The 21322-nt window shown below is 68.6% G+C and carries 15 protein-coding genes; 7 read left to right on the top strand and 8 right to left on the bottom strand.

Features of this window, described 5'->3' with window-relative positions; translation table 11 throughout:
* Positions 1-169: 169 nt before the first annotated feature.
* On the bottom strand, positions 170-1936 hold the full coding sequence (gene arc / locus ACIBLC_RS16510) for a proteasome ATPase (RefSeq protein WP_399211639.1): 1767 nt from the start codon (positions 1934-1936) through the stop codon (positions 170-172).
* A gap of 254 nt (positions 1937-2190) precedes the next feature.
* On the opposite strand from arc, the gene ACIBLC_RS16505 reads away from it, so the two are divergent.
* Positions 2191-2496 (top strand): ferredoxin, encoded by a 306-nt coding sequence (locus tag ACIBLC_RS16505; protein ID WP_399211638.1) that lies wholly within the window; start codon positions 2191-2193, stop codon positions 2494-2496.
* Positions 2497-2587: 91 nt separating this feature from the next.
* On the opposite strand, the gene ACIBLC_RS16500 is transcribed toward ACIBLC_RS16505, so the two are convergent.
* From ACIBLC_RS16500 to ACIBLC_RS16490, 3 genes are all read right to left on the bottom strand, one after another.
* Positions 2588-3163, bottom strand: a complete 576-nt coding sequence (locus ACIBLC_RS16500) for a hypothetical protein (RefSeq protein WP_399211637.1) — start codon at positions 3161-3163, stop codon at positions 2588-2590.
* Between the two features lie 188 nt (positions 3164-3351).
* The gene (locus ACIBLC_RS16495; RefSeq protein ID WP_383688854.1) at positions 3352-4254 is read right to left on the bottom strand and encodes a tRNA (adenine-N1)-methyltransferase; all 903 of its coding nucleotides are present in this window, start codon (positions 4252-4254) and stop codon (positions 3352-3354) included.
* 53 nt (positions 4255-4307) lie between these two features.
* Entirely contained in the window at positions 4308-5813 is a 1506-nt protein-coding gene (locus ACIBLC_RS16490; RefSeq protein WP_399211812.1) for a site-2 protease family protein, read from the bottom strand.
* 174 nt (positions 5814-5987) lie between these two features.
* Between ACIBLC_RS16490 and ACIBLC_RS16485 the strand changes: the two genes are divergently transcribed.
* Together ACIBLC_RS16485 and ACIBLC_RS16480 are read left to right on the top strand one after the other, a co-directional pair.
* Positions 5988-6995, top strand: a complete 1008-nt coding sequence (locus tag ACIBLC_RS16485) for a RecB family exonuclease (protein ID WP_399211636.1) — start codon at positions 5988-5990, stop codon at positions 6993-6995.
* A gap of 14 nt (positions 6996-7009) precedes the next feature.
* Positions 7010-7681 carry a response regulator transcription factor gene (locus ACIBLC_RS16480; protein WP_266467029.1) on the top strand — a complete coding sequence of 224 codons (672 nt, stop codon included), beginning with the start codon at positions 7010-7012 and terminating at the stop codon, positions 7679-7681.
* Positions 7682-7755: 74 nt separating this feature from the next.
* Here the strand turns inward: ACIBLC_RS16480 and ACIBLC_RS16475 are convergent, their stop codons facing one another.
* From ACIBLC_RS16475 to metH, 4 genes are all read right to left on the bottom strand, one after another.
* Positions 7756-9339 carry an ABC transporter substrate-binding protein gene (locus tag ACIBLC_RS16475; protein ID WP_399211635.1) on the bottom strand — a complete coding sequence of 528 codons (1584 nt, stop codon included), beginning with the start codon at positions 9337-9339 and terminating at the stop codon, positions 7756-7758.
* 84 nt (positions 9340-9423) lie between these two features.
* Entirely contained in the window at positions 9424-11028 is a 1605-nt protein-coding gene (locus ACIBLC_RS16470) for an ABC transporter substrate-binding protein (RefSeq protein WP_399211634.1), read from the bottom strand.
* Between the two features lie 455 nt (positions 11029-11483).
* Positions 11484-12185: an HAD family hydrolase gene (locus ACIBLC_RS16465; RefSeq protein WP_399211633.1), complete on the bottom strand. Its 702-nt coding sequence runs from the start codon at positions 12183-12185 to the stop codon at positions 11484-11486.
* A 98-nt stretch (positions 12186-12283) separates the two neighbouring features.
* Complete coding sequence (metH, locus tag ACIBLC_RS16460) at positions 12284-15814, bottom strand: methionine synthase (RefSeq protein WP_399211632.1); 3531 nt, start codon at positions 15812-15814, stop codon at positions 12284-12286.
* Between the two features lie 278 nt (positions 15815-16092).
* Between metH and ACIBLC_RS16455 the strand changes: the two genes are divergently transcribed.
* The 4 genes from ACIBLC_RS16455 to ACIBLC_RS16440 all read left to right on the top strand — a co-directional run bounded on the left by ACIBLC_RS16455 (position 16093) and on the right by ACIBLC_RS16440 (position 21314).
* On the top strand, positions 16093-16857 hold the full coding sequence (locus ACIBLC_RS16455) for an IclR family transcriptional regulator (RefSeq protein WP_399211631.1): 765 nt from the start codon (positions 16093-16095) through the stop codon (positions 16855-16857).
* A 349-nt stretch (positions 16858-17206) separates the two neighbouring features.
* The gene (locus ACIBLC_RS16450; RefSeq protein WP_399211630.1) at positions 17207-17998 is read left to right on the top strand and encodes an MIP/aquaporin family protein; all 792 of its coding nucleotides are present in this window, start codon (positions 17207-17209) and stop codon (positions 17996-17998) included.
* 122 nt (positions 17999-18120) lie between these two features.
* Entirely contained in the window at positions 18121-19689 is a 1569-nt protein-coding gene (gene glpK, locus ACIBLC_RS16445) for a glycerol kinase GlpK (RefSeq protein WP_399211629.1), read from the top strand.
* Between the two features lie 8 nt (positions 19690-19697).
* Positions 19698-21314, top strand: coding sequence for an FAD-dependent oxidoreductase (locus ACIBLC_RS16440; RefSeq protein WP_399211628.1), 1617 nt, complete (start codon positions 19698-19700; stop codon positions 21312-21314).
* The last annotated feature ends 8 nt before the right edge of the window (positions 21315-21322 follow it).

Here is a 21322-nt window from a genome sequence, read left to right as displayed (position 1 = left end):
CGTATGTGCGGTGCCCGTCCCCGCACTGCGCGACTCGGCGGTACGGAAGAGCCTAGAACGCCTTTGCCCTGGTGGGGAGATCATTTGCGTCATTGCCTCGCTCCAGCCGTGACCCGGAAAGCAGTCAGCTGCGGGTACCCACTCAGGGCACCCGCAGCCGCCCTGTCTTTTACAGGTACTGACCGGTGTTGGCCACTGTGTCGATGGAGCGGCCGGTGTCCGCGCCCTGCTTTCCGGTGACGAGGGTACGGATGTACACGATCCGTTCGCCCTTCTTGCCGGAGATTCGGGCCCAGTCGTCCGGGTTGGTGGTGTTCGGCAGGTCCTCGTTCTCCTTGAACTCGTCCACGCATGCCTGGAGGAGGTGGGAGACCCGAATGCCCTTCTGGTTCTGGTCGAGGAAGGCCTTGATGGCCGCCTTCTTGGCGCGGCCGACGATGTTCTCGATCATGGCGCCGGAGTTGAAGTCCTTGAAGTACAGGACCTCCTTGTCTCCGTTGGCGTACGTGACCTCGAGGAAGCGGTTCTCCTCGGACTCGTCGTACATGTGCTCCACGGCGGTCTGGATCATGTTGTTGACCGTGGCCGCCCGGTCACCGCCGTGCTCACCGAGGTCGTCGGAGTGCAGCGGAAGGCGCTCCGTGAGGTATTTCGCGAAGATGTCCTTCGCGGCCTCGGCGTCCGGGCGCTCGATCTTGATCTTCACATCGAGCCGGCCGGGGCGGAGGATGGCGGGGTCGATCATGTCCTCGCGGTTCGAGGCGCCGATCACGACCACGTTCTCCAGGCCCTCCACGCCGTCGATCTCGGCGAGCAGCTGGGGGACGATGGTGTTCTCCACGTCCGAGCTGACGCCTGATCCACGGGTGCGGAAGAGGGATTCCATCTCGTCGAAGAAGACGATGACGGGGGTGCCCTCGCTGGCCTTCTCCCGTGCACGCTGGAAGACGAGGCGGATCTGCCGCTCGGTCTCGCCGACGTACTTGTTCAGGAGCTCGGGGCCCTTGATGTTGAGGAAGAAGCTCTTGCCCGTGGCCTGTCCGGTCACCTCGGCGACCTTCTTGGCCAGCGAATTGGCGACGGCCTTGGCGATGAGCGTCTTGCCGCATCCGGGGGGCCCGTACAGCAGCACACCCTTGGGCGGCCGCAGTTCGTGCTCCTTGAAGAGGTCGGGATAGAGGTACGGAAGCTCGACCGCGTCGCGGATCAGCTCGATCTGGTTGCCCAGGCCGCCGATCTGCTCGTAGCCGATGTCCGGGACCTCTTCGAGGACGAGTTCCTCGACCTCGCTCTTCGGAACGACTTCGTAGACATAGCCGGAACGGGGTTCGAGAAGCAGGGCGTCGCCGGGGCGGATGACGACGTCCAGGAGCGGCTCGGCGAGCCGTACCACCCTTTCCTCGTCGGTGTGCCCCTGTACGAGGGCGCGTTCGCCGTCCTCCAGGATCTCTTTGAGGGTGACGATCTCGCCGATGCTCTCGTACTCCATGGCCTCGACCACGTTGAGGGCTTCGTTGAGCATCACTTCCTGGCCACGCCTGAGCTCTTCGAGCTCCACGCTGGGGCTGACGTTCACCCGGAGCTTGCGGCCCCCGGTGAAGATGTCCGCCGTGCCGTCCTCGTTGGCGACGAGGAAGACACCGAAGCCTGCCGGCGGCTGTGCGAGCCGGTCGACCTCTTCCTTGAGGGCCACGATCTGGTCGCGGGCCTCACGGAGCGTGTTGGCGAGCCGCTCGTTCTGGGCGGACACTCCGGCCAGGTTGGTCTGCAACTCGACGATCCGCTCTTCGAGAATCCTCGTGTGCCGCGGAGAGTCGGCGAGCTTGCGTCGCAGGACGGCGATCTCCTGCTCAAGGTAGGCAATCTGCCCGGCGGGGTCATCGGACCCTCTTCCCGGGCGGATGCCGCGGTTCATGTCGTCGTCGTGGGCTGCCACGGTCCTCACCTCCTCCAAGGGGAGCTGGACGCTTCCAGACCCTACCTGGGTGGGTGTCGATTGAAACCCCTAGATCACAAAGACTGTCGGGGTGTGTCCGATCTTCACCCTTGCGCTCTCCCTCACGCCAGTGGAATACCCACCCAACATGATTGGGAAGCGGCCGGAGGTAGGGTCGAAGTGTTCAACACCCGTCAGAGCTGGCCCGACTTGCAGGGATATCGGATCGCTCGGCGCAGAAAACGGCAGGAGAAGTGACCGTGCAGCAGGAGGCCGGAGTCGACGGCGAGGCGCTTGAGGTCTGGATCGACCAGGACCTCTGTACCGGAGACGGGATCTGCGTCCAGTACGCGCCCGAGGTCTTTGAGCTGGACATCGACGGCCTGGCGTACGTGAAGGGCACCGGCGACGAACTGCTCCAGGCCCCGGGCGCCACAACGCCCGTACCGCTGCCGCTTCTGATTGATGTGACGGACTCCGCGAAGGAGTGCCCGGGCGACTGCATCCACGTACGTCGGGTTTCGGACAAGGTCGAGGTGTACGGCCCGGACGTCGAGTGAGGCGAGTGGTACCCGGCGGTACGCTTGTCTGCTTTCTCACACCCTCCGCGGCGCGGAGGGTGTTTTTGTATGCCCGGGCTTCGCGGGGCGCTCAGACGCTCTGGGCTCCGGAGGGTGTCGAGCGCTCGAACGTGCCGTTCTTCCACTGCCACTTGGCGAGGTCCTTCACGTCCGGGCAGCAACTCGGCACGTCGGAGGAGGAGTATCCGAGGAGCGTGGCGGTGACGGCGGCGTCACTCAGCGCGAAGTCGGTGACGCTCAGGCGGTCCTTGGGATCGACCAGGGTGGCCACCACGCGAGGGGCGGACTCGTCCGCGGCCTGGGTGAGGACGTAGACCCCGTTGGGCGGGGTGCCCGAGCCGGCGTCGCAGCGGACCACGGCCACGGTCTCGGGGCGTCCGTCACCGTCGAGGTCTCCGGAGGCCTTCTTCTGGACGAGCACCTTGGCGGGCCCGCACTCGATCGGGAAGTCGACACCGGAGGGGTCGGGGGCGGCCGCGGCGCTCTGGGCCGGCTTCGCGCCGGGGCCGGGCTGGGCGGCTGTCGCCTGGTCGGGCTGGAGTACGGAGGAGAACGCGACGACTCCGGCGATGGCGGTGGCCGTGGCGACCCACTGGATGGGGCTGGTGTGCGTGTGTGCCAGTTCCGGGACGGCGGATTGCTGCACTAGGAGTGTCTCCCGTGAGGGCTGTGCCGGTGGGGGTGTCCCGCATGGTGCCACACGTCACACCGCGGTGGAACGGCGGGGTCAGGAGTTCCTGACGGGCTTCTGGCGGCGCGTCAACGGGGAAGCGCTGTGGCCGAGTTCCCGGGCTGTCCCGGGAACTCGGCCACAGTCGTGGTGCGTTGGTTACGTCAGCGGCCCATGCCGCCGTCGGCGTTCGGACCGGTGTAGTCGTCGCCGTAGGCGCCCTTGGAGGGGCGGCGGCGGCGCATGGGCGGCTCGACACCGTCCGCGAGGCGGCGGGCGGTGAGCAGGAAGCCGGTGTGGCCGATCATCCGGTGGTCGGGGCGGACGGCCAGGCCCTCGACGTGCCAGTTGCGGATCATCGACTCCCAGGAGGTCGGCTCGTTGAAGGAGCCGATCTCGCGGATGGACTCGACGGTCCGCGCGAGCTGGGTCGTGGTGGCTACGTAGCAGCAGAGGATGCCGCCGGGGACCAGCGCCTTGGAGACGGCCTCCAGGCACTCCCAGGGGGCGAGCATGTCGAGGATGACCCGGTCGACCTCGGTGTCCGACAGGTTGTCCTGGAGGTCGCCGACGGTGAGCTGCCAGGCGGGGTGCTGTTCGCCGAAGTAGCGCTCCACGTTCTGCTGGGCGATCTCGGCGAAGTCCTCGCGGCGCTCGTAGGAGTGCAGCATTCCCTGGTCGCCGATGGCGCGCAGCAGGAAGGCACTGAGCGAGCCTGAGCCGACGCCCGCCTCCACGACGCGTGCGCCGGGGAAGATGTCGGCGAAGGCGAGGATCTGACCCGCGTCCTTGGGGTAGACCACGGCGGCGCCGCGGGGCATGGACAGGACGTAGTCGGGGAGCAGGGGGCGCAGCGCGAGATAGGCGACGTTCCCCGTGGTGCGGACAACGCTGCCCTCGGGAGCACCGATCAGCTCGTCGTGCGGGAAGGAACCCTTGTGGGTGTGGAAGTTCTTTCCGGCTTCGAGCGTGAACGTGTAGTGGCGGCCCTTGGGGTCGGTCAGCTGAACCTGGTCCCCGACCTTGAAGGGCCCGCGCCTGCGGGCGGCACCGGTCGGTTCGGACATGTGACCAGCCTACCGGTCCTGGAAGAGGCGGCGGACCATCGTGCGGGGCAGCGCTAGGAGGGGCGGGCCATGGCTTTCACGAAGGCGCGTTCCACGTCGGCGGCGGACAGCACCCCGTAGATCTCGCCGGACTCCTCGACGACCAGGTACTCGGTGGCGGGGTTCGCGCGCAGGGTGTCGAGGAGGTCCTCGCCCGCGAGCTCGGCGGAGACCCGCATCCCGTCGGTGAGGTCCTGGGCGAGGCCGCTGACCGCGACCCAGGGGCGGCGGTGCTCGGGTACGCCGACGATGGCGGCCTCGCGGACCAGGGAGAGCGGCTGGCCTTCGGCGTCGACCACGACCAGGGCGCGGGCCCCGGCGTCGTTGGCGCGGCGCAGCGCTTCGGAGAGCGGGGTGCTGGTCTCCACCGGGACCGCGCGGCGGGTGAGCGCGCGGGCGCGCAGTTCCGGCAGGTGTTCGCGCAGGCGGGCCATCCGGAGGCTGTTGCCGGCCCCGGTCCAGATGATCGCGGCGAGGATGGCGGCGAGCAGGGCGTCCGTGACGGTGTCCATGCCGCCGATGTCCTCGGGGGCCTCGCCGAAAGCTCCCGTCTGGGTGAGCAGGGGCAGTCCGATGAGTACGGAGACGGCGAGGGCGCGGCCCACCCAGGCGGCGGCGATCGTGCCGGTCATCGGCCTGCCGGTGATCTTCCAGACGACGGCGCGCAGCATCCGGCCGCCGTCCAGGGGCAGCCCGGGCAGCAGGTTGAAGACGGCCACGATGAGGTTGGAGATCATCAGGCCGCCCAGCAGGACGCCCGGCACGGTGCCCGGGTCGACGGTCTGCATGGCGAGGTAGAAGACGCCGGACAGGACGAGGGAGAGCAACGGGCCGACGAAGGCCAGGACGAACTCCCGGCCCGGGGTCTCCGACTCCTTCTCGATCTCCGACACCCCGCCGAAGAACTGGAGCTGGATCCGGCGCACCGGCAGCTTGAAGCGCAGGGCGGCGACCGTGTGGGCCAGCTCGTGGACGAGCACGGAGGCGTAGAAGGCGACCGCGAAGAAGAGGGAGACGAGGTAGCGCAGGGCACCGAGCTCGGGCAGCACGCGGTCGAGCTGGCCGCCGAACACCCAGGTGATCAGGGCGGCGACGAGGAACCAGCTGGGTGCGACGTACACGGGTACGCCGAAGGGGCGGCCCATGAGCAGGCCGCCGCCGGGGCCTTTTTCGCGCCGTGGCGGCCGTCCTCTGCCGAAACCGGACGTGGCGCGTTTCCGGGCGGTGCTGTCGGCCCCGGGCTCACCCTGGGCACTGGTGTGCGAAAGCGTGGGGTCGGGGTGGGCCTGGGATTCCTCGGAGACGTCGGCACCGGGCTCGGCGTCCGCAGGCCGGGGTGTCTGGGAGTCGCCGCCCGGCTCCGTGGGGGTGGTGGGCCCGGTGGGGCGTTCGGGTCCCTTTTGTCCGGGGCGCGTGGCATCCGCGGCCGGGCTCCCGGAGTCCTCCTGGGGCCCCTCGTGGCGCTCGGTCGCTTCGTCGGTACCGGAGCGCGGCTGCCCGCTCCCGCCGCTCTCGTCCACGATGTCCCCTTGTTCGAAGCGTCCCTCGCTCCCGATCATGCGGAGCAGGAGGTCTGTGGTCGATGGTATGCGGCCGTCGCGACGCGTTCCGCCCCGGCACCCCCTCTGTTTTCCGCGCCGTCGCTGGAGCCGCCGCCGCATCACTGTCAGTGGTGAGCCGTAAGGTCTGTCGTCATGGAAACCAGCACCGAGGACGTGGCCGGGACCGACGCGGCGGTCGGCACCGGCACGCGGGTCGCGGTCGGAACCGTCGCCGAGGGCATGGCCGGGGCCGACACCGCGGACGTACCCACCGAAACCGTGGCGGACGTCGCGGTGGCGGCGGTGACCGCGCGGCCGCCCGCGTCCCTGTCACCCTCGCGCGCGAACGACTTCATGCAGTGCCCGCTGCTCTACCGCTTCCGGGTGATCGACAAGCTCCCCGAGAAGCCGAGCGAGGCGGCGACCCGCGGCACGCTGGTGCACGCGGTCCTCGAGCGGCTCTTCGACGCACCGGCGACGGAGCGTACGGCGCCGCGCGCCAAGTCCCTGATCCCCGGTCAGTGGGACCGGCTCCGCGAGACCCGGCCGGAGGTCGTGGAGCTGTTCGCCGACGACCCCGGGGGCGAGCGGCTGGCGCGCTGGCTGACCGACGCCGAGCGGCTGGTGGAGCGCTGGTTCACCCTGGAGGACCCGACCCGTCTCGAGCCCGCCGAGCGGGAGCTGTTCGTCGAGGCCAGTCTCGACTCCGGCCTCAAGCTGCGCGGGATCATCGACCGCGTCGACGTGGCGCCGACGGGCGAGGTGCGGATCGTCGACTACAAGACGGGCAAGGCCCCCAGGCCCGAGTACGCCGAGGGTGCCCTGTTCCAGATGAAGTTCTACGCCCTGGTGGTGTGGCGGCTGAAGCAGGTGGTCCCCCGCCGGCTCCAGCTCGTCTACCTGGGCAGCGGCGACGTACTGACGTACGACCCGGTGATCGCGGACCTGGAGCGGGTCGAGCGCAAGCTGCACTCGCTGTGGGAGGCGATCCGGGAGGCCACCGAGACCGGTGACTGGCGGCCCCGGCCCACCAAGCTGTGCGGCTGGTGCGACCACCAGGCGTCCTGTCCGGAATTCGGTGGCACTCCCCCGCCCTACCCCCTGCCGGTCAGGGCGCCGGAGTCCGGTGACACCGAGCAGGGCAGAATGGGGCCGGACTAGCGAAGGAGACTCACGTGGCCATCCGCGTCCTACTGGTCGACGACCAGCCGCTGCTGCGCACCGGCTTCCGGATGATCCTGGAAGCCGAGCAGGATCTGGCGGTCGTCGGCGAGGCCGGTGACGGTCTCCAGGCACTCGACCAGGTCCGTGCCCTGCAGCCCGATGTGGTTCTGATGGACATCCGTATGCCGCGGATGGACGGTGTCGAGGCGACCCGGCAGATCACCGGACCCGGCCGGGACGGTCCGGCGAAGGTGCTCGTGCTGACGACCTTCGACCTCGACGAGTACGTGGTGGAGGCGCTGCGCGCGGGAGCCAGCGGCTTCCTGCTCAAGGACGCGCCGGCCAACGAGCTGGTGCAGGCGATCCGGGTGGTCGCCTCGGGCGAGGCGATGCTCGCGCCGAGCATCACGCGCCGCCTGCTCGACAAGTACGCGAGCCATCTGCCGTCCGGCGACGAGCCGGTGCCCGACACCCTGCACACGCTGACCGACCGTGAGGTCGAGGTGCTGAAGCTGGTGGCGCGCGGGCTGTCCAACGCCGAGATCGCGGCCGACCTCTTCGTCAGCGAGACCACGGTCAAGACGCATGTCGGACACGTCCTGACCAAGCTGGGGCTGCGCGACCGGGTACAGGCCGCGGTGTACGCGTACGAGAGCGGGTTGGTGCGCCCCGGCGCGCAGTAGCCACCCGAGCGTCGCGGCGGGCGCCCCTTTCTCCTGAGCGAGGAAGGGGCGCCCGCCGCGTATCCGTCGTCGGGTCAGTCCTTGCTGATCTCCCAGAAGCGGAAGACGGTCGAGGCGTCGAGGCAGTACTCCAGGCCGTAGACGTTGTCGCGGACGACCGCGTACTGCTTGGCCCGCCAGAGCGGGATGAGCGGGAGTTCGTCGGCCACGATGTCCTGGAGCCTGCCGTAGGCGGTCTCGGTCGAGGAGCGGTTGCTCGCGGCGGCGGTCTCCGGGATGAGATCACCGGTGATCGTGCTGTTGGTGTAGTTGTTGCTCAGCACGTTGCCCTCCCCGAAGAAGGGGGCCGTGAAGTTGTCCGGGTCCGGGTAGTCGGGCACCCAGCCCTTCACGTACACGCCGTACTTGCCCTTGGCGATGTCCTTCTCGTACTGGTCGAAGGCGACGGACCTGACGGTCGCGTCGAAGAGCCCGCCGGCGTTGAGCTGCTTGGCGATCGCCTTGAACTCCTGGTCGGTGGACGGCCCGTAGCGCGACGGCGTCGACCAGAGGGTCAGCTTCACCTTGCCGGTGATGCCGTCGGCGCGCAGCGCGGCCTTGGCCCTGGCCTGGGAGGGGCTGGCGCCGTAGGTGTCGAAGAAGGCCGTGTTGTGGCCCGCGATACCGGCCGGGATGATCGAGTAGAGCGGCGTCGCCGTGTCCTGGTAGACCTCGTCGACCAGGGCCTGCCGGTCGAGCAGATGGGCGATGGCCTTGCGCACCGAGAGCTTCCCCGCCACCGGGTCGTTCATGTTGAAGACCAGGTGCTGCACCTCTGCGCTGCTGCCCTCGACGACGTTGACGCCCTTGCCGGTGGAGGTGTCGTTCTCGATGTCCGCGATGTCGTCGGCGGCGAGACCTCGGTAGGCGATGTCGATCTCGTTGTTCTCCAGCGCGTTCTTCAGCGCTGTCTGGTCGCCGTGGAAGAACTTCAGCGTCACGCCGGAGTTCTTCACCTTCGCGGTGCCCCGGTAGTTCTCGTTGGCGGAGAAGACGGCCTCGTCCTTGCCGAACGAGTCCAGCTTGTACGGGCCCGAGCCGACGACCTCGTCGTCCCCGCGCAGTCCGTTGTCGGCGTACTGCCGGTGGTCCACGATCGAGCCGGCGCCGGAGGCGATCTTGCTCGGGAAGGTGGCGTCGGCGTACTTGAGCCTGAAGACGACGGTCCTGGCGTCCGGCGTCTCGACCTTGTCCAGCATGGGGAACATGATCGCGGGGCCGGCGTCGTCCTTGATCTTCAGGATGCGGTCGAAGGAGTACTTGACGTCCTCGGAGGTGAGCGCGTCACCGTTGCTGAACTTCAGCCCGCTCCGCAACGTACACGAGTAAACCGCCGTGCTCGCGTCCATGAACGAGCACTCCTCGGCTGCTTCCGGTGCCGGCTCCGTGCCGCCCTTGGGGAAGCTCAACAACGACTGGAAGACGTTGTTGAACAACAGCCAGGAACCCGGGTCGTAGCCGGAGGCCGGGTCGGTGGCCAGGACGTCGTCGGACATTCCCATCACGATGGAGGAGCCGTTGCTCCCGGTGCCGCCCTGTTGAGAGCCGCAGCCGGTGAGCAGGCCGATGGCCAGTCCCGTCGTGACGGACAGGACTGGCCATCGGTCGCGCATGTTCACGTGCTGTGCCTTGTCATTGATTCTCGGGAGTAACCGGATCCCGCCGGTGCCGGGCCCGTCGGCGGGCCCGGCCGGACGGGTCCGTCAGCCGCTCACTCCGCGGCCGAGCTCCCAGAGCTGCAGGGTGGAGGAGGAGTTGAGCACCCACTCCGCGCCTGTGATGTCGTCCCGTGCGGCGATGTACTGCTTGCCCTGCCACAGCGGCAGCAGCGGTACGTCGTTGGCCACGATGTCCTGGATCTCGGTGATGCTCTTCGACGCGGTGAGGCGGTCGGCCTCGCGACGGGACTCCGGGATCAGGTTGTTGATGATCGTGTTGTTCGAGTAGGGCAACTTGAGGAAGTTGTCCTTGTCGAGGAACGGCGCCAGGAAGCTGTCGGAGTCCGGGAAGTCGGGGAACCAGCCCATGCCGAAGACCTCGTACTTGCCTTCGCGCTCAGCCGGGACGTAGGTGTCCCAGGCCGTTCCCTTGATGTTGACATCGAACAGGCCGCTGTCGTTGAGCTGCTTCTTGAGCTGCTCGAACTCCTCCGCGGTGACCGAACCGTAGTGGTCGGTCGTGTAGTTCAGGGTGAGCTTCACCGGCGTGGTGATGTCGGCCTCGGTCAGCATCGCCTTGGCCTTGGCGACGCTCGGGTCCCCGTACTTGTTGAAGAACGAGTTGGAGTGACCGGTGATGGTCGCCGGGACCATCGAGTAGAGCGGGTCGGCCGCGGTGCCGTAGACCTTGGAGACGAGCTCGCTGCGGTTGATGACCTGGGCCATCGCCTGGCGCACGGCCGCGGACTTGACCGCCGGTCCGTTGGTGTTGAAGGCCAGGTAGCGGATCTCCAGACCCGGCATCTCGATCAGGTCGACGTCGCTGTCCGTGGCGCTGCCGAGCTTCTTGATCTGCTCCGGCGTCATCGAGCGGGTCATCATGTCGATGTCGCCGTCGTCGAGCGCGGTGCCCATGGACTTGGCGTCCTCGAAGGAACGCATCTCGACCTGGCTGTTCTTCACCGTCAGAACACCCTCGTAATTGGGGTTCTTGGTGAAGACGGCCTTGGTGAGCTCGCCGTCCTTCGTCTCGGCCTTGAAGGAGTACGGGCCGGAGCCGTCGATGCTGAAGCCGTTGCGCAGCTTGTTCTTCTCGTAGTCGTCGGGGTTGACGATGCCGGCGACAGGGGTCGTCAGCTTGAACGGGAAGGTGGCGTCCGCGGTCTTGAGGTGGAAGATCACCTCGCGGTCGCCCTGCGTCTCGACGGTGTCCACGGTGGACAGCAGCGCGAACACACCACTGTCGGCCTCGATCGACAGGGCGCGGTCGATCGAGTACTTGACGTCCTTCGCGGTGACGGGGTCGCCGTTCGCGAACTTCAGGTCCTTGCGCAGGGTGCAGGCGTAGCGCTCGTTGCCCGTGTCGGTGAAACCGCACTGCTCGGCGGCCTCGGGCTGGGGGTCGCCGTCGCCGCGCGGAATGACCATCAGCGTCTGCACGGTCTGACGGAGGATGTTCCAGCTGCCGACGTCGTAGGCGTACGCCGGGTCGAGGGGAGCCGGGGCATCCTTCGATGCGATGAACCGGTCGGTGGTACCGACGACGATCGGGTCGCCACTGTCGCTCCCGCCGTCGGACCCCCCACACGCGGCGAGCACCGGGGCGAGCAGGCCGATTATGGCCGGCAGCACCAAAGTCTTGCGGTTCATGCTCGAGTTTCTCCAGAGCTGTAGATTCCGCGAACCCGGCATGCAGGGGTGGTGCTGCGGGTTCACGGGGATACGGCGATGTTCTCGCGATGACATTAGTCCGCACCGCCACCGGGGCCCTCAGCGGCAGGAGTTGAACTTCCATCACGCTGTGAAACCGGACGTGGACGCACCGATAACCCGACAGCGGAAGGATTCGTGCAGCCCTTCACCAATCGGGACACAAGGGCACGTCGGCCACCCCCAAAAGGGAGTTGACGGCATATGCCAGACCCGATGTCGACCCCTGGTCAAGTGGCGAACGTCACAGGAGTAACTCTGCCAACGCGTACCGGAATTCAGCCATCCCACCCTGGACCGAATTGCCTCGGCGTTCCGTTGATGATCCACCGAGTACCCCCGGCAGGGGCCCTCGGGCCTATTCGCGTATTCAGCTCCGCACGCTGGGTGAACGCCTAGCGCATTTCCGTCATCAGGCCGCGGAGAAAGGGCAGGTCGACCTCTTCCAGCGAGGTCACCACCGTACGCCGGGCGGCGGGCGCGATGGGGGCGATCGAGGGCACGGCGACCACCCGGCAGCCGGCGGCCTCCGCGGCGGCGACGCCCGTCGCGGTGTCCTCGATGACCGCGCAGCGGGCCGGTACGGCGCCGAGCCCCGCGGCGGCCAGCAGATACGGGTCGGGGAACGGCTTGGTCCGCTCCACCTCGTCACCCGCCACGGTGAGCGCGAAGTACTGGGGACCGAGCGAGGCCAGGACGCGGTCGATGATGCGCCGGTGCGAGGCGGAGACCAGGGCGGTGGGGATCTCGTGCGCCGCCAGTTCGGCGAGCAGTCTGGCCGCGCCCGGCATCAGCGGCAGGGTGTCGCCGATACGGGCCTCGAAGCCGTCGTTCAGCAGCACGGTCAGCTCGGCGAGGGTGATGTCGGCACCGGTGGCCTCGATGAGGAAGCCGGCGCTGCGGGTCATCGGGCCGCCGACGACCACATGGCGCCAGGACTCGTCGAGCACATGGCCGAGGGAGGCGAACACCGCGGCCTCGACGTCCCACCAGAAGCCCTCGGTGTCCACCAGGGTGCCGTCCATGTCGAGGAGCACGGCTTCCAGGGCGGAGCCTTCGGCCGTACGGGTACTGAGCGCGGGGACCGTACTGGTCATCCTGGCGCACCTCCTTGAGGGACAACCAGGCCGGTCGCCCCTCTTTGCCAAGGGGGCAACCGGCCTGCGGTGGACCGACCAGTGTACGTCGTGTCCGATCAGCGCGCGTTGAAGTACTTCGCCTCCGGGTGGTGGATCATGATCGCGTCCGTGGACTGCTCCGGGTGGAGCTGGAACTCCTCGGAGAGCACGACGCCGATGCGCTCCGGTTCGAGGAGCTGGGCGATCTTGGCGCGGTCCTCCAGGTTGGGGCAGGCGCCGTAGCCGAGTGAGAAGCGGGCGCCCCGGTACTTCAGGGCGAACATGTCCTCCATCGCGTCCGGGTCCTGACCCCCGAAGCCGAGTTCGGCGCGCACCCGGGCGTGCCAGTACTCGGCCAGCGCCTCGGCCAACTGGACGGACAGGCCGTGCAGTTCGAGGTAGTCACGGTAGGAGTTGGACTCGAAGAGCTTGGCGGTCTCCTCGCCGATCCGCGAGCCCATGGTGACGACCTGGAGGCCGACGACGTCCGTCTCCCCCGACTCCTCCGGCCGGAAGAAGTCGGCCAGGCAGAGCCGTCGGCCGCGGCTCTGGCGCGGGAAAGTGAAGCGGGTGCGCTCGTTGCCCTGGTCGTCCAGGATGATCAGGTCGTCGTCCTTGGAGACGCACGGGAAGTAGCCGTAGACGACGGCCGCTTCCAGCAGGTTGTCGGTCTGGAGCTTGTCCAGCAGGCCGCGCAGCCGGGGCCTGCCCTCGGTCTCGACCAGTTCCTCGTACGTCGGTCCGTCGCCCGTGCGTGCCTGCTTCAGGCCCCACTGGCCCTTGAACAGCGCGCCCTCGTCCAGCCAGGAGGCGTACTCCTTGAGCTGGACGCCCTTGATGACGCGGGTGCCCGCGAAGGGCGGCGTGGGCACGGGGTTGTCGATGGCGACGTCCGAGCGGACATGCCCCTCCTCGGGGCGCTCCTCGACCTCGGGGGTCGCCGCCGCGGGCCGTACCCTGCGCTGCTTCAGCTCGGGCAGCACGGCTCCGGGCACCCCGCGCTTCACCCCGATCAGCGCGTCCATCAGACGCAGGCCCTCGAAGGCGTCGCGGGCGTAGCGCACCTCGCCCTGGTAGATCTCGTACAGGTCCTGCTCGACGTACGCCCTGGTCAGCGCCGCCCCGCCGAGGATGACGGGGTAGTCGGCGGACATGCCGCGCTGGTTGAGCTCCTGGAGGTTCTCCTTCATGATCACGGTGGACTTGACCAGGAGGCCCGACATGCCGATGACGTCGGCCCGGTGCTCCTCGGCGGCGTCCAGGATCGCGGAGACCGGCTGCTTGATGCCGAGGTTGACGACGTTGTAGCCGTTGTTGGACAGGATGATGTCGACGAGGTTCTTGCCGATGTCGTGGACGTCGCCGCGCACCGTGGCCAGGACGATGGTGCCCTTGCCCTCCGCGTCGGACTTCTCCATGTGCGGCTCCAGGTAGGCCACCGCGGTCTTCATCACCTCGGCGGACTGGAGCACGAACGGCAACTGCATCTGGCCGGAGCCGAAGAGCTCACCGACGACCTTCATGCCGTCCAGGAGCGTCGCGTTGACGATGTCGAGGGCGGGGCGGGTCTCCAGGGCGGCGGCCAGGTCCTGTTCGAGGCCGTTCTTCTCGCCGTCGATGATGCGCCGCTTCAGCCGCTCGTCCAGCGGCAGCGCGGCCAGTTCCTCGGCGCGGCCCGCCTTGAGCGACTTGGTGGTGGCGCCCTCGAACAGTGCCATCAGCTTCTGGAGCGGGTCGTAGCCCTCGGCGCGGCGGTCGTGGATCAGGTCCAGGGCCGTCTGGACCTGCTCCTCGTCGAAGCGGGCGATCGGCAGGATCTTCGACGCGTGCACGATCGCCGAGTCCAGGCCCGCCTTGACGCACTCGTCGAGGAAGACCGAGTTGAGCAGGATGCGGGCGGCCGGGTTGAGGCCGAAGGAGATGTTGGAGAGACCGAGGGTGGTCTGCACGTCCGGGCGGCGCCGCTTGAGTTCGCGGATGGCCCCGATCGTCGCGATGCCGTCCTTGCGGGACTCCTCCTGACCGGTGCAGATGGTGAAGGTCAGGGTGTCGATGAGGATGTCCGACTCCTGGATGCCCCAGTTCGTCGTCAGGTCCTCGATCAGCCGCTCGGCGATGGCGACCTTGTGCTCGACGGTGCGGGCCTGGCCCTCCTCGTCGATGGTCAGCGCGATCAGCGCGGCGCCGTGCTCCTGGGCAAGGGCGGTGACCTTCGCGAAGCGCGACTCGGGGCCGTCGCCGTCCTCGTAGTTGACCGAGTTGATGACCGCCCGGCCGCCGAGCATCTCCAGGCCGGCGCGGAGCACCTCGACCTCGGTGGAGTCGAGCACGAGAGGGAGCGTGGAGGCGGTGGCGAAGCGGCCGGCCAGTTCTTTCATGTCGGCGACGCCGTCCCGGCCCACGTAGTCGACGCAGAGGTCGAGCATGTGCGCGCCCTCGCGGATCTGATCGCGGGCCATCTCCACACAGTCGTCCCAGCGGGCCTCCAGCATCGCGTCACGGAACTTCTTCGAGCCGTTGGCGTTCGTCCGCTCGCCGATCGCCATGTAGGCGGTGTCCTGACGGAACGGCACGGTCTGGTAGAGCGAGGCGGCGCCGGGCTCGGGTCGCGGGTCGCGGGCCTCCGGCACCATGCCGCGGACGCGCTCGACGACCTGGCGCAGGTGCTCGGGCGTCGATCCGCAGCAGCCGCCGACGAGTTGGAGACCGTAGTCGCGTACGAAGTTCTCCTGCGCGTCGGCCATCTCGGGCGCGGTCAGCGGGAAGTAGGCGCCGTCCTTGGTCAGCACGGGCAGGCCGGCGTTCGGCATGCACATCAGCGGCGTACGCGAGTGGCGGGCCAGGTAACGCAGGTGTTCGCTCATCTCGGCCGGGCCGGTCGAGCAGTTGAGGCCGATCAGGTCGATGCCGAGCGGCTCCAGCGCGGTGAGCGCCGCGCCGATCTCCGAGCCGAGCAGCATGACGCCGGTGGTCTCGAAGGCGAGCGAACAGATCAGCGGGACCTCGAGGCCAAGGGCCTCCATCGCACGCCGCGCGCCGACCAGGCTGGACTTGGTCTGGAGCAGGTCCTGCGTGGTCTCCACGATCAGCGCGTCCGCGCCGCCGGCCAGCAGGCCTTCAGCGTTCTGCTGGTAGCCGTCGCGCAGCACGTCGTACGTGATGTGGCCGAGCGAGGGCAGCTTGGTGCCGGGACCGATCGAGCCGAGGACCCAGCGGCGGCGGCCGTCCCCGGCGGCGAACTCGTCGGCGACCTCGCGGGCGATCCGGGCGCCCGACTCGGACAGTTCGAAGATGCGGTCGGCGATCTCGTACTCGGTCGCCGCGGAGTGGTTGGCTCCGAAGGTGTTGGTCTCGACGCAGTCGACGCCCACGGAGAAGTACTCCTCGTGGACCGAGCGGACGATGTCGGGGCGGGTGACGTTCAGGATCTCGTTGCAGCCCTCGAGATCCTGGAAGTCCTCCAGCGTCGGGTCCTGCGCCTGAAGCATCGTGCCCATCGCCCCGTCGGCCACCACGACGCGGGTGGCGAGGGCCTGGCGGAGCTCTTCGGCGCGCGTCCGGCTCTCGGCAAGCTCGGAGGAAAGGGACGGATTCGGCAACGAGGCCATGAAAGTGCTCCCTGGAGTGCGACGGCTGTCGGCTTTGCGCTTCCCATGGAACGCGCACGGAGTCAGGTTAGCCCGGAGCGCGGCCATAGGGTCGGGTCGTCCACCGGACGGACCGTCGTGACGCACGCGACAGCGGTGCCTGGATGGACGCAGACGGACGCAGTATGGGGCGACCATCCAATAGCGGGAGGTCGGCAAGGACCGGTAGTGTTCGACATTGCCGAACGGCGGCAGTGAATCGCCCGCCGTCGGTCGAAGGGGACGGAGGCAGCACGGCGATGGCACGGCACATCCAGTCGCTCGAACGGGCAGCAGCGATGCTGCGGCTCCTCGCCGGCGGCGAGCGGCAGCTCGGCCTGTCGGACATCGCCTCCTCGCTCGGTCTGGCCAAGGGTACGGCCCATGGCATCCTCCGTACCCTGCAGCAGGAGGGGTTCGTCGAGCAGGACGGCGTCTCCGGGCGCTACCAGCTGGGTGCCGAGCTGCTGCGGCTCGGCACCACCTATCTCGACGTGCACGAGCTGCGGGCGCGCGCCCTGGTCTGGACGGACGACCTGGCCCGCTCCAGCGGCGAGAGCGTCTATCTGGGCGTGCTGCACCAGCAGGGGGTACTGATCGTCCACCACGTGTTCCGGCCGGACGACAGCCGCCAGGTCCTGGAGGTCGGGGCCATGCAGCCGCTGCACTCCACGGCACTGGGCAAAGTCCTGTCCGCCTACGATCCGGTCGCGCACAGCGAGGTCCTGGAGGCCGATCGCAAGGTGTTCACCGTGCGCACCGTGAGCGAGCTGGAACAGTTCGAGGGCGTTCTCGACCTCACCCGCGCGCGCGGGTACGCGGACGACGTCGAGGAGACCTGGACAGGCGTCGCCTCGGTCGCCGCCCCGATCCACAACCGACGGCGCATGCCGGTCGGCGCGGTGGGCATCACCGGGGCCGTGGAGCGGGTCTGCAAGGACGGGGAGCTGCGCCCCGAGCTGATCGCGGCGGTACGGGACTGCGCCCGCGCGGTGTCGCGGGACCTGGGCGCGGGGCGGTTCTGAGACCCGGGGACGTACCGGGACGGTTCGGACGGGCCGGGCCGGCGAAGTTCTGAGGTTCGCACAAGAGAGGGCCGGGACGCCAAGGGCGTCCCGGCCTTCGTCGTGCGCGACCAAGATCGATAGCCCACAGCAATCAATAACGATCGCGTTTTCGATAACAGAACTCTTGACGTGCCCGTAACGCGAGAGCAAGACTCCCGTCCAGCGGTCGGCATTGTCGAACACTTGACGGCAATACGAGTTACAGTGTGACTACGCCAAGGACCGCAGCTCTCTCTCCCTGAGAGCACGAACCACCGGAGGGACCCGGGGTTCGGCTTCCCCTGGACGAAGGACAAAGGAGTCGCGGGTGTCCAGCTCCGACATCTTCATCGGCGAGACCATAGGTACCGCCGTACTCATCCTGCTGGGCGGTGGCGTGTGCGCCGCCGTCACACTGAAGGCCTCCAAGGCACGCAACGCCGGATGGCTGGCCATCGCCTTCGGGTGGGGCTTCGCGGTACTGACCGCGGTCTACATCTCGGCGCCCCTTTCCGGCGCGCACCTCAACCCGGCCGTGACCCTCGCGCTCGCCATCAAGGACGGTGGATGGGACGACCTCCCCATCTACTGGGCCGGCCAGCTGCTGGGCGCCCTGATCGGCGCCACGCTGGTCTGGATCGCGTACTACGGCCAGTTCCAGGCGCACCTCACGGACCGCGAGATCGTCGGCGATCCGGGCGAGAAGGTCAGGACCAAGGCCGTCGAGGCCGAGGAGAAGGGCGCGGGCCCCGTGCTCGGCATCTTCTCCACCGGCCCGGAGATCCGGAACGTGGTGCAGAACCTCGCCACCGAGATCATCGGCACCTTCGTGCTCATCCTCGCGATCCTCACGCAGGGCCTGAACGGCAACGGCGACGGCCTCGGCACCCTGGGCGCCCTGATCACCGCGCTCGTCGTGGTCAGCATCGGCCTCTCCCTCGGTGGCCCGACCGGCTACGCGATCAACCCGGCCCGTGACCTCGGTCCGCGCATCGTGCACGCCCTGCTCCCGCTGCCCAACAAGGGCGGTTCCGACTGGAGCTACGCCTGGATCCCGGTCGTCGGTCCGCTGATCGGCGGCGCGATCGCAGCGGGTATCTACAACCTCGCCTTTGCTTAGAGCACCGCTTGTGAGCACCGCCTGAGAGCCGCACGCTTCAACCGCACCGCTTCACACAGCACCGCCGCACAGCAACGCGCCGTAGATACCGCCCCTTCACACGGAACCTTCAGGAGCACACCGTGACCGACGCACCCACCACAGGCACCCTCTCCCACGGCGCAGGGCCCTTCATCGCCGCGATCGACCAGGGCACCACGTCCAGCCGCTGCATCGTCTTCGACCGGGACGGCCGGATCGTCTCCGTCGACCAGAAGGAGCACGAGCAGATCTTCCCGAAGCCGGGCTGGGTCGAGCACGACGCCGCCGAGATCTGGACCAACGTCCAGGAGGTCGTCGTCTCGGCCATCGAGAAGGCCGGCATCACCAGCGACGACATCAAGGCCATCGGTATCACCAACCAGCGTGAGACCACGCTGCTGTGGGACAAGAACACCGGTGAGCCCGTCCACAACGCGCTCGTCTGGCAGGACACCCGCACCGACGCGCTCTGCAGGGAGCTCGGCCGCAACGTCGGCCAGGACCGCTTCCGCCGCGAGACGGGCCTGCCGCTCGCCTCGTACTTCGCGGGGCCCAAGGCCCGCTGGCTGCTCGACAACGTCGAGGGCCTGCGCGAGCGCGCCGAGGCCGGCGACATCCTCTTCGGCACGATGGACAGCTGGGTCATCTGGAACCTGACGGGCGGTGTGAACGGCGGCCGGCACGTCACCGACGTCACCAACGCCTCCCGCACCATGCTGATGAACCTGCACACCATGCAGTGGGACCCGAAGATCGCCGAGTCCATCGGCGTTCCGCTGGCGATGCTGCCCGAGATCCGCTCCTCCGCCGAGGTGTACGGCGAGATCACCGGCGGCAGGCTCGGCGAGCTGCTCGGCGGCATCCCCGTCGCCTCCGCGCTCGGCGACCAGCAGGCGGCCCTGTTCGGCCAGACCTGTTTCTCCGAGGGCGAGGCCAAGTCCACGTACGGCACCGGCACCTTCATGCTGATGAACACCGGCAGCAAGATCATCAACTCGTACAGCGGGCTGCTGACCACGGTGGGCTACCAGATCGGCGACCAGAAGCCGGTCTACGCGCTCGAGGGCTCCATCGCCGTCACCGGTTCGCTGGTGCAGTGGATGCGCGACCAGATGGGCCTGATCAAGTCCGCCGCCGAGATCGAGACGCTCGCCTCGTCGGTGGAGGACAACGGCGGCGCCTACTTCGTGCCCGCCTTCTCCGGCCTGTTCGCCCCGTACTGGCGACCGGACGCCCGCGGCGTCATCACCGGCCTGACCCGTTATGTCACCAAGGCGCACATCGCGCGCGCCGTGCTCGAGGCCACCGCCTGGCAGACCCGTGACGTCAGCGACGCCATGACCAAGGACTCCGGCGTGGAGCTCACCGCGCTCAAGGTCGACGGCGGCATGACCTCCAACAACCTGCTGATGCAGACCCTGGCCGACGTCCTGGACGCCCCCGTGGTGCGCCCGATGGTCGCCGAGACCACCTGCCTCGGCGCCGCCTACGCCGCCGGCCTCGCCGTCGGCTTCTGGACCAACACCGAGGACCTGCGCGCCAACTGGCGCCGGGCCGCGGAATGGACCCCCAACATGGCCGCGGAGACCCGCGACCGTGAGTACAAGAGCTGGCTCAAGGCCGTCGAACGGTCCATGGGCTGGCTCGACGACAACTCTGGCGAGGAGTAAGAACCCGCATGAGCACCCAGTCCACCCTGCAGTCCGTACCTGCCCTCGGTACGCGCCCGGTCTCCGGCTCGAATCCGAGCCGAGCCGAGACCCGGGAGCAGCTCTCCAAGGCGACGTACGACCTTCTCGTGATCGGCGGCGGCATCCTGGGCATCTCCACCGCCTGGCATGCGGCGCAGTCCGGGCTGCGGGTGGCCGTGGTGGACGCCGGTGACTTCGCCGGCGCCACCTCTTCCGCCTCCTCCAAGCTTCTCCACGGCGGTCTGCGCTACCTGCAGACCGGTGCGGTGAAGCTGGTGGCGGAGAACCACTTCGAGCGCCGTGCGGTCTCCCGCCAGGTGGCCCCCCACCTGGCGAACCCGCTGACCTTCTACCTCCCCGTGTACAAGGGCGGCCCGCACGGCGCCGCGAAGCTCGGTGCCGGTGTGTTCGCGTACTCGGCGCTGTCCGCCTTCGGCGACGGCGTCGGGCACCTGCTGAGCCCCGCCAAGGCCGCGCAGGACGTGCCCGAGCTGCGCACCGACAACCTGAAGGCCGTGGCCGTGTACGGCGACGACCAGATGAACGACTCCCGGATGGCCCTGATGACGGTCCGCGCGGCCGTCGAGTCGGGCGCCGTCGTCCTCAACCACGCCGAGGTCACCGGGCTGCGCTTCACCAAGGGCCGGGTGACCGGTGCGGAGCTCAGGGACCGGCTCTCCGGTGACGAGTTCGGCGTGTCGGCGCGTCTGGTGCTGAACGCGACCGGCCCGTGGGTCGACCACCTGCGCAAGCTGGAGGATCCGGACGCGGCGCCGTCCATCCGCCTGTCCAAGGGCGCGCACCTGGTTCTGAAGCGCACCGCCCCCTGGAAGGCCGCGCTCGCCACTCCCATCGACAAGTACCGCATCACCTTCGCCCTCCCCTGGGAGGACATGCTGCTGCTCGGTACGACCGACGAGGAGTATGAGGGAGACCCGGCGGACGTCGCGGTGAACGAGAAGGACATAGCCCAGATCCTGGACGAGGCCGCGTTCTCCATCCGCGACCAGCAGCTCTCCCGTGACCTGATCACGTACTCCTTCGCCGGCCTGCGGGTGCTGCCCGGCGGGCCCGGAGACACGTCGAAGGCCAAGCGGGAGACGGTCGTCACGGAGGGCCGCGGCGGGATGCTGTCCGTCGCCGGCGGCAAGTGGACCACCTTCCGGCACATCGGCCGCACCGTCATGAAGAAGCTGGAGTCGCTGCCCGGCCACCCGCTGGGCGAGGACTTCGAGCCGATCTCCGAGCTGCCGAAGAAGATGCCGCTGCCGGGCGTCGCCAACCCGCGGGCCGTCGCGCACCGCCTGCTCATCGACAGTCCGGGCGCCGGCCCGCGTATGGCGGCCGACACCGCCAAGCACCTGGGCACCCACTACGGTTCGCTGGCCTTCGACATCGCGCGCCTCGCCAACGAGGACCCGCGGCTCGCCGAGCGCGTCCACCCGGACGCCCCGGAGATCTGGGCGCAGGTCGTCTACGCCCGGGACAACGAGTGGGCCGAGACGGCGGACGACGTGCTGCGCCGCCGCACCACGCTGACGATCCGTGGTCTCGCCACGGACGAGGTCCGTGGCAAGGTGCAGGATCTGCTCGACAAGAAGTAGCCGGAATC

The sequence above is a fragment of the Streptomyces sp. NPDC050535 genome (assembly GCF_044457665.1).
GTDB lineage: Bacteria > Actinomycetota > Actinomycetes > Streptomycetales > Streptomycetaceae > Streptomyces.
Note: the sequence above shows the minus strand (reverse complement) of the source record. Positions and strands in the feature narration are given on the sequence as shown.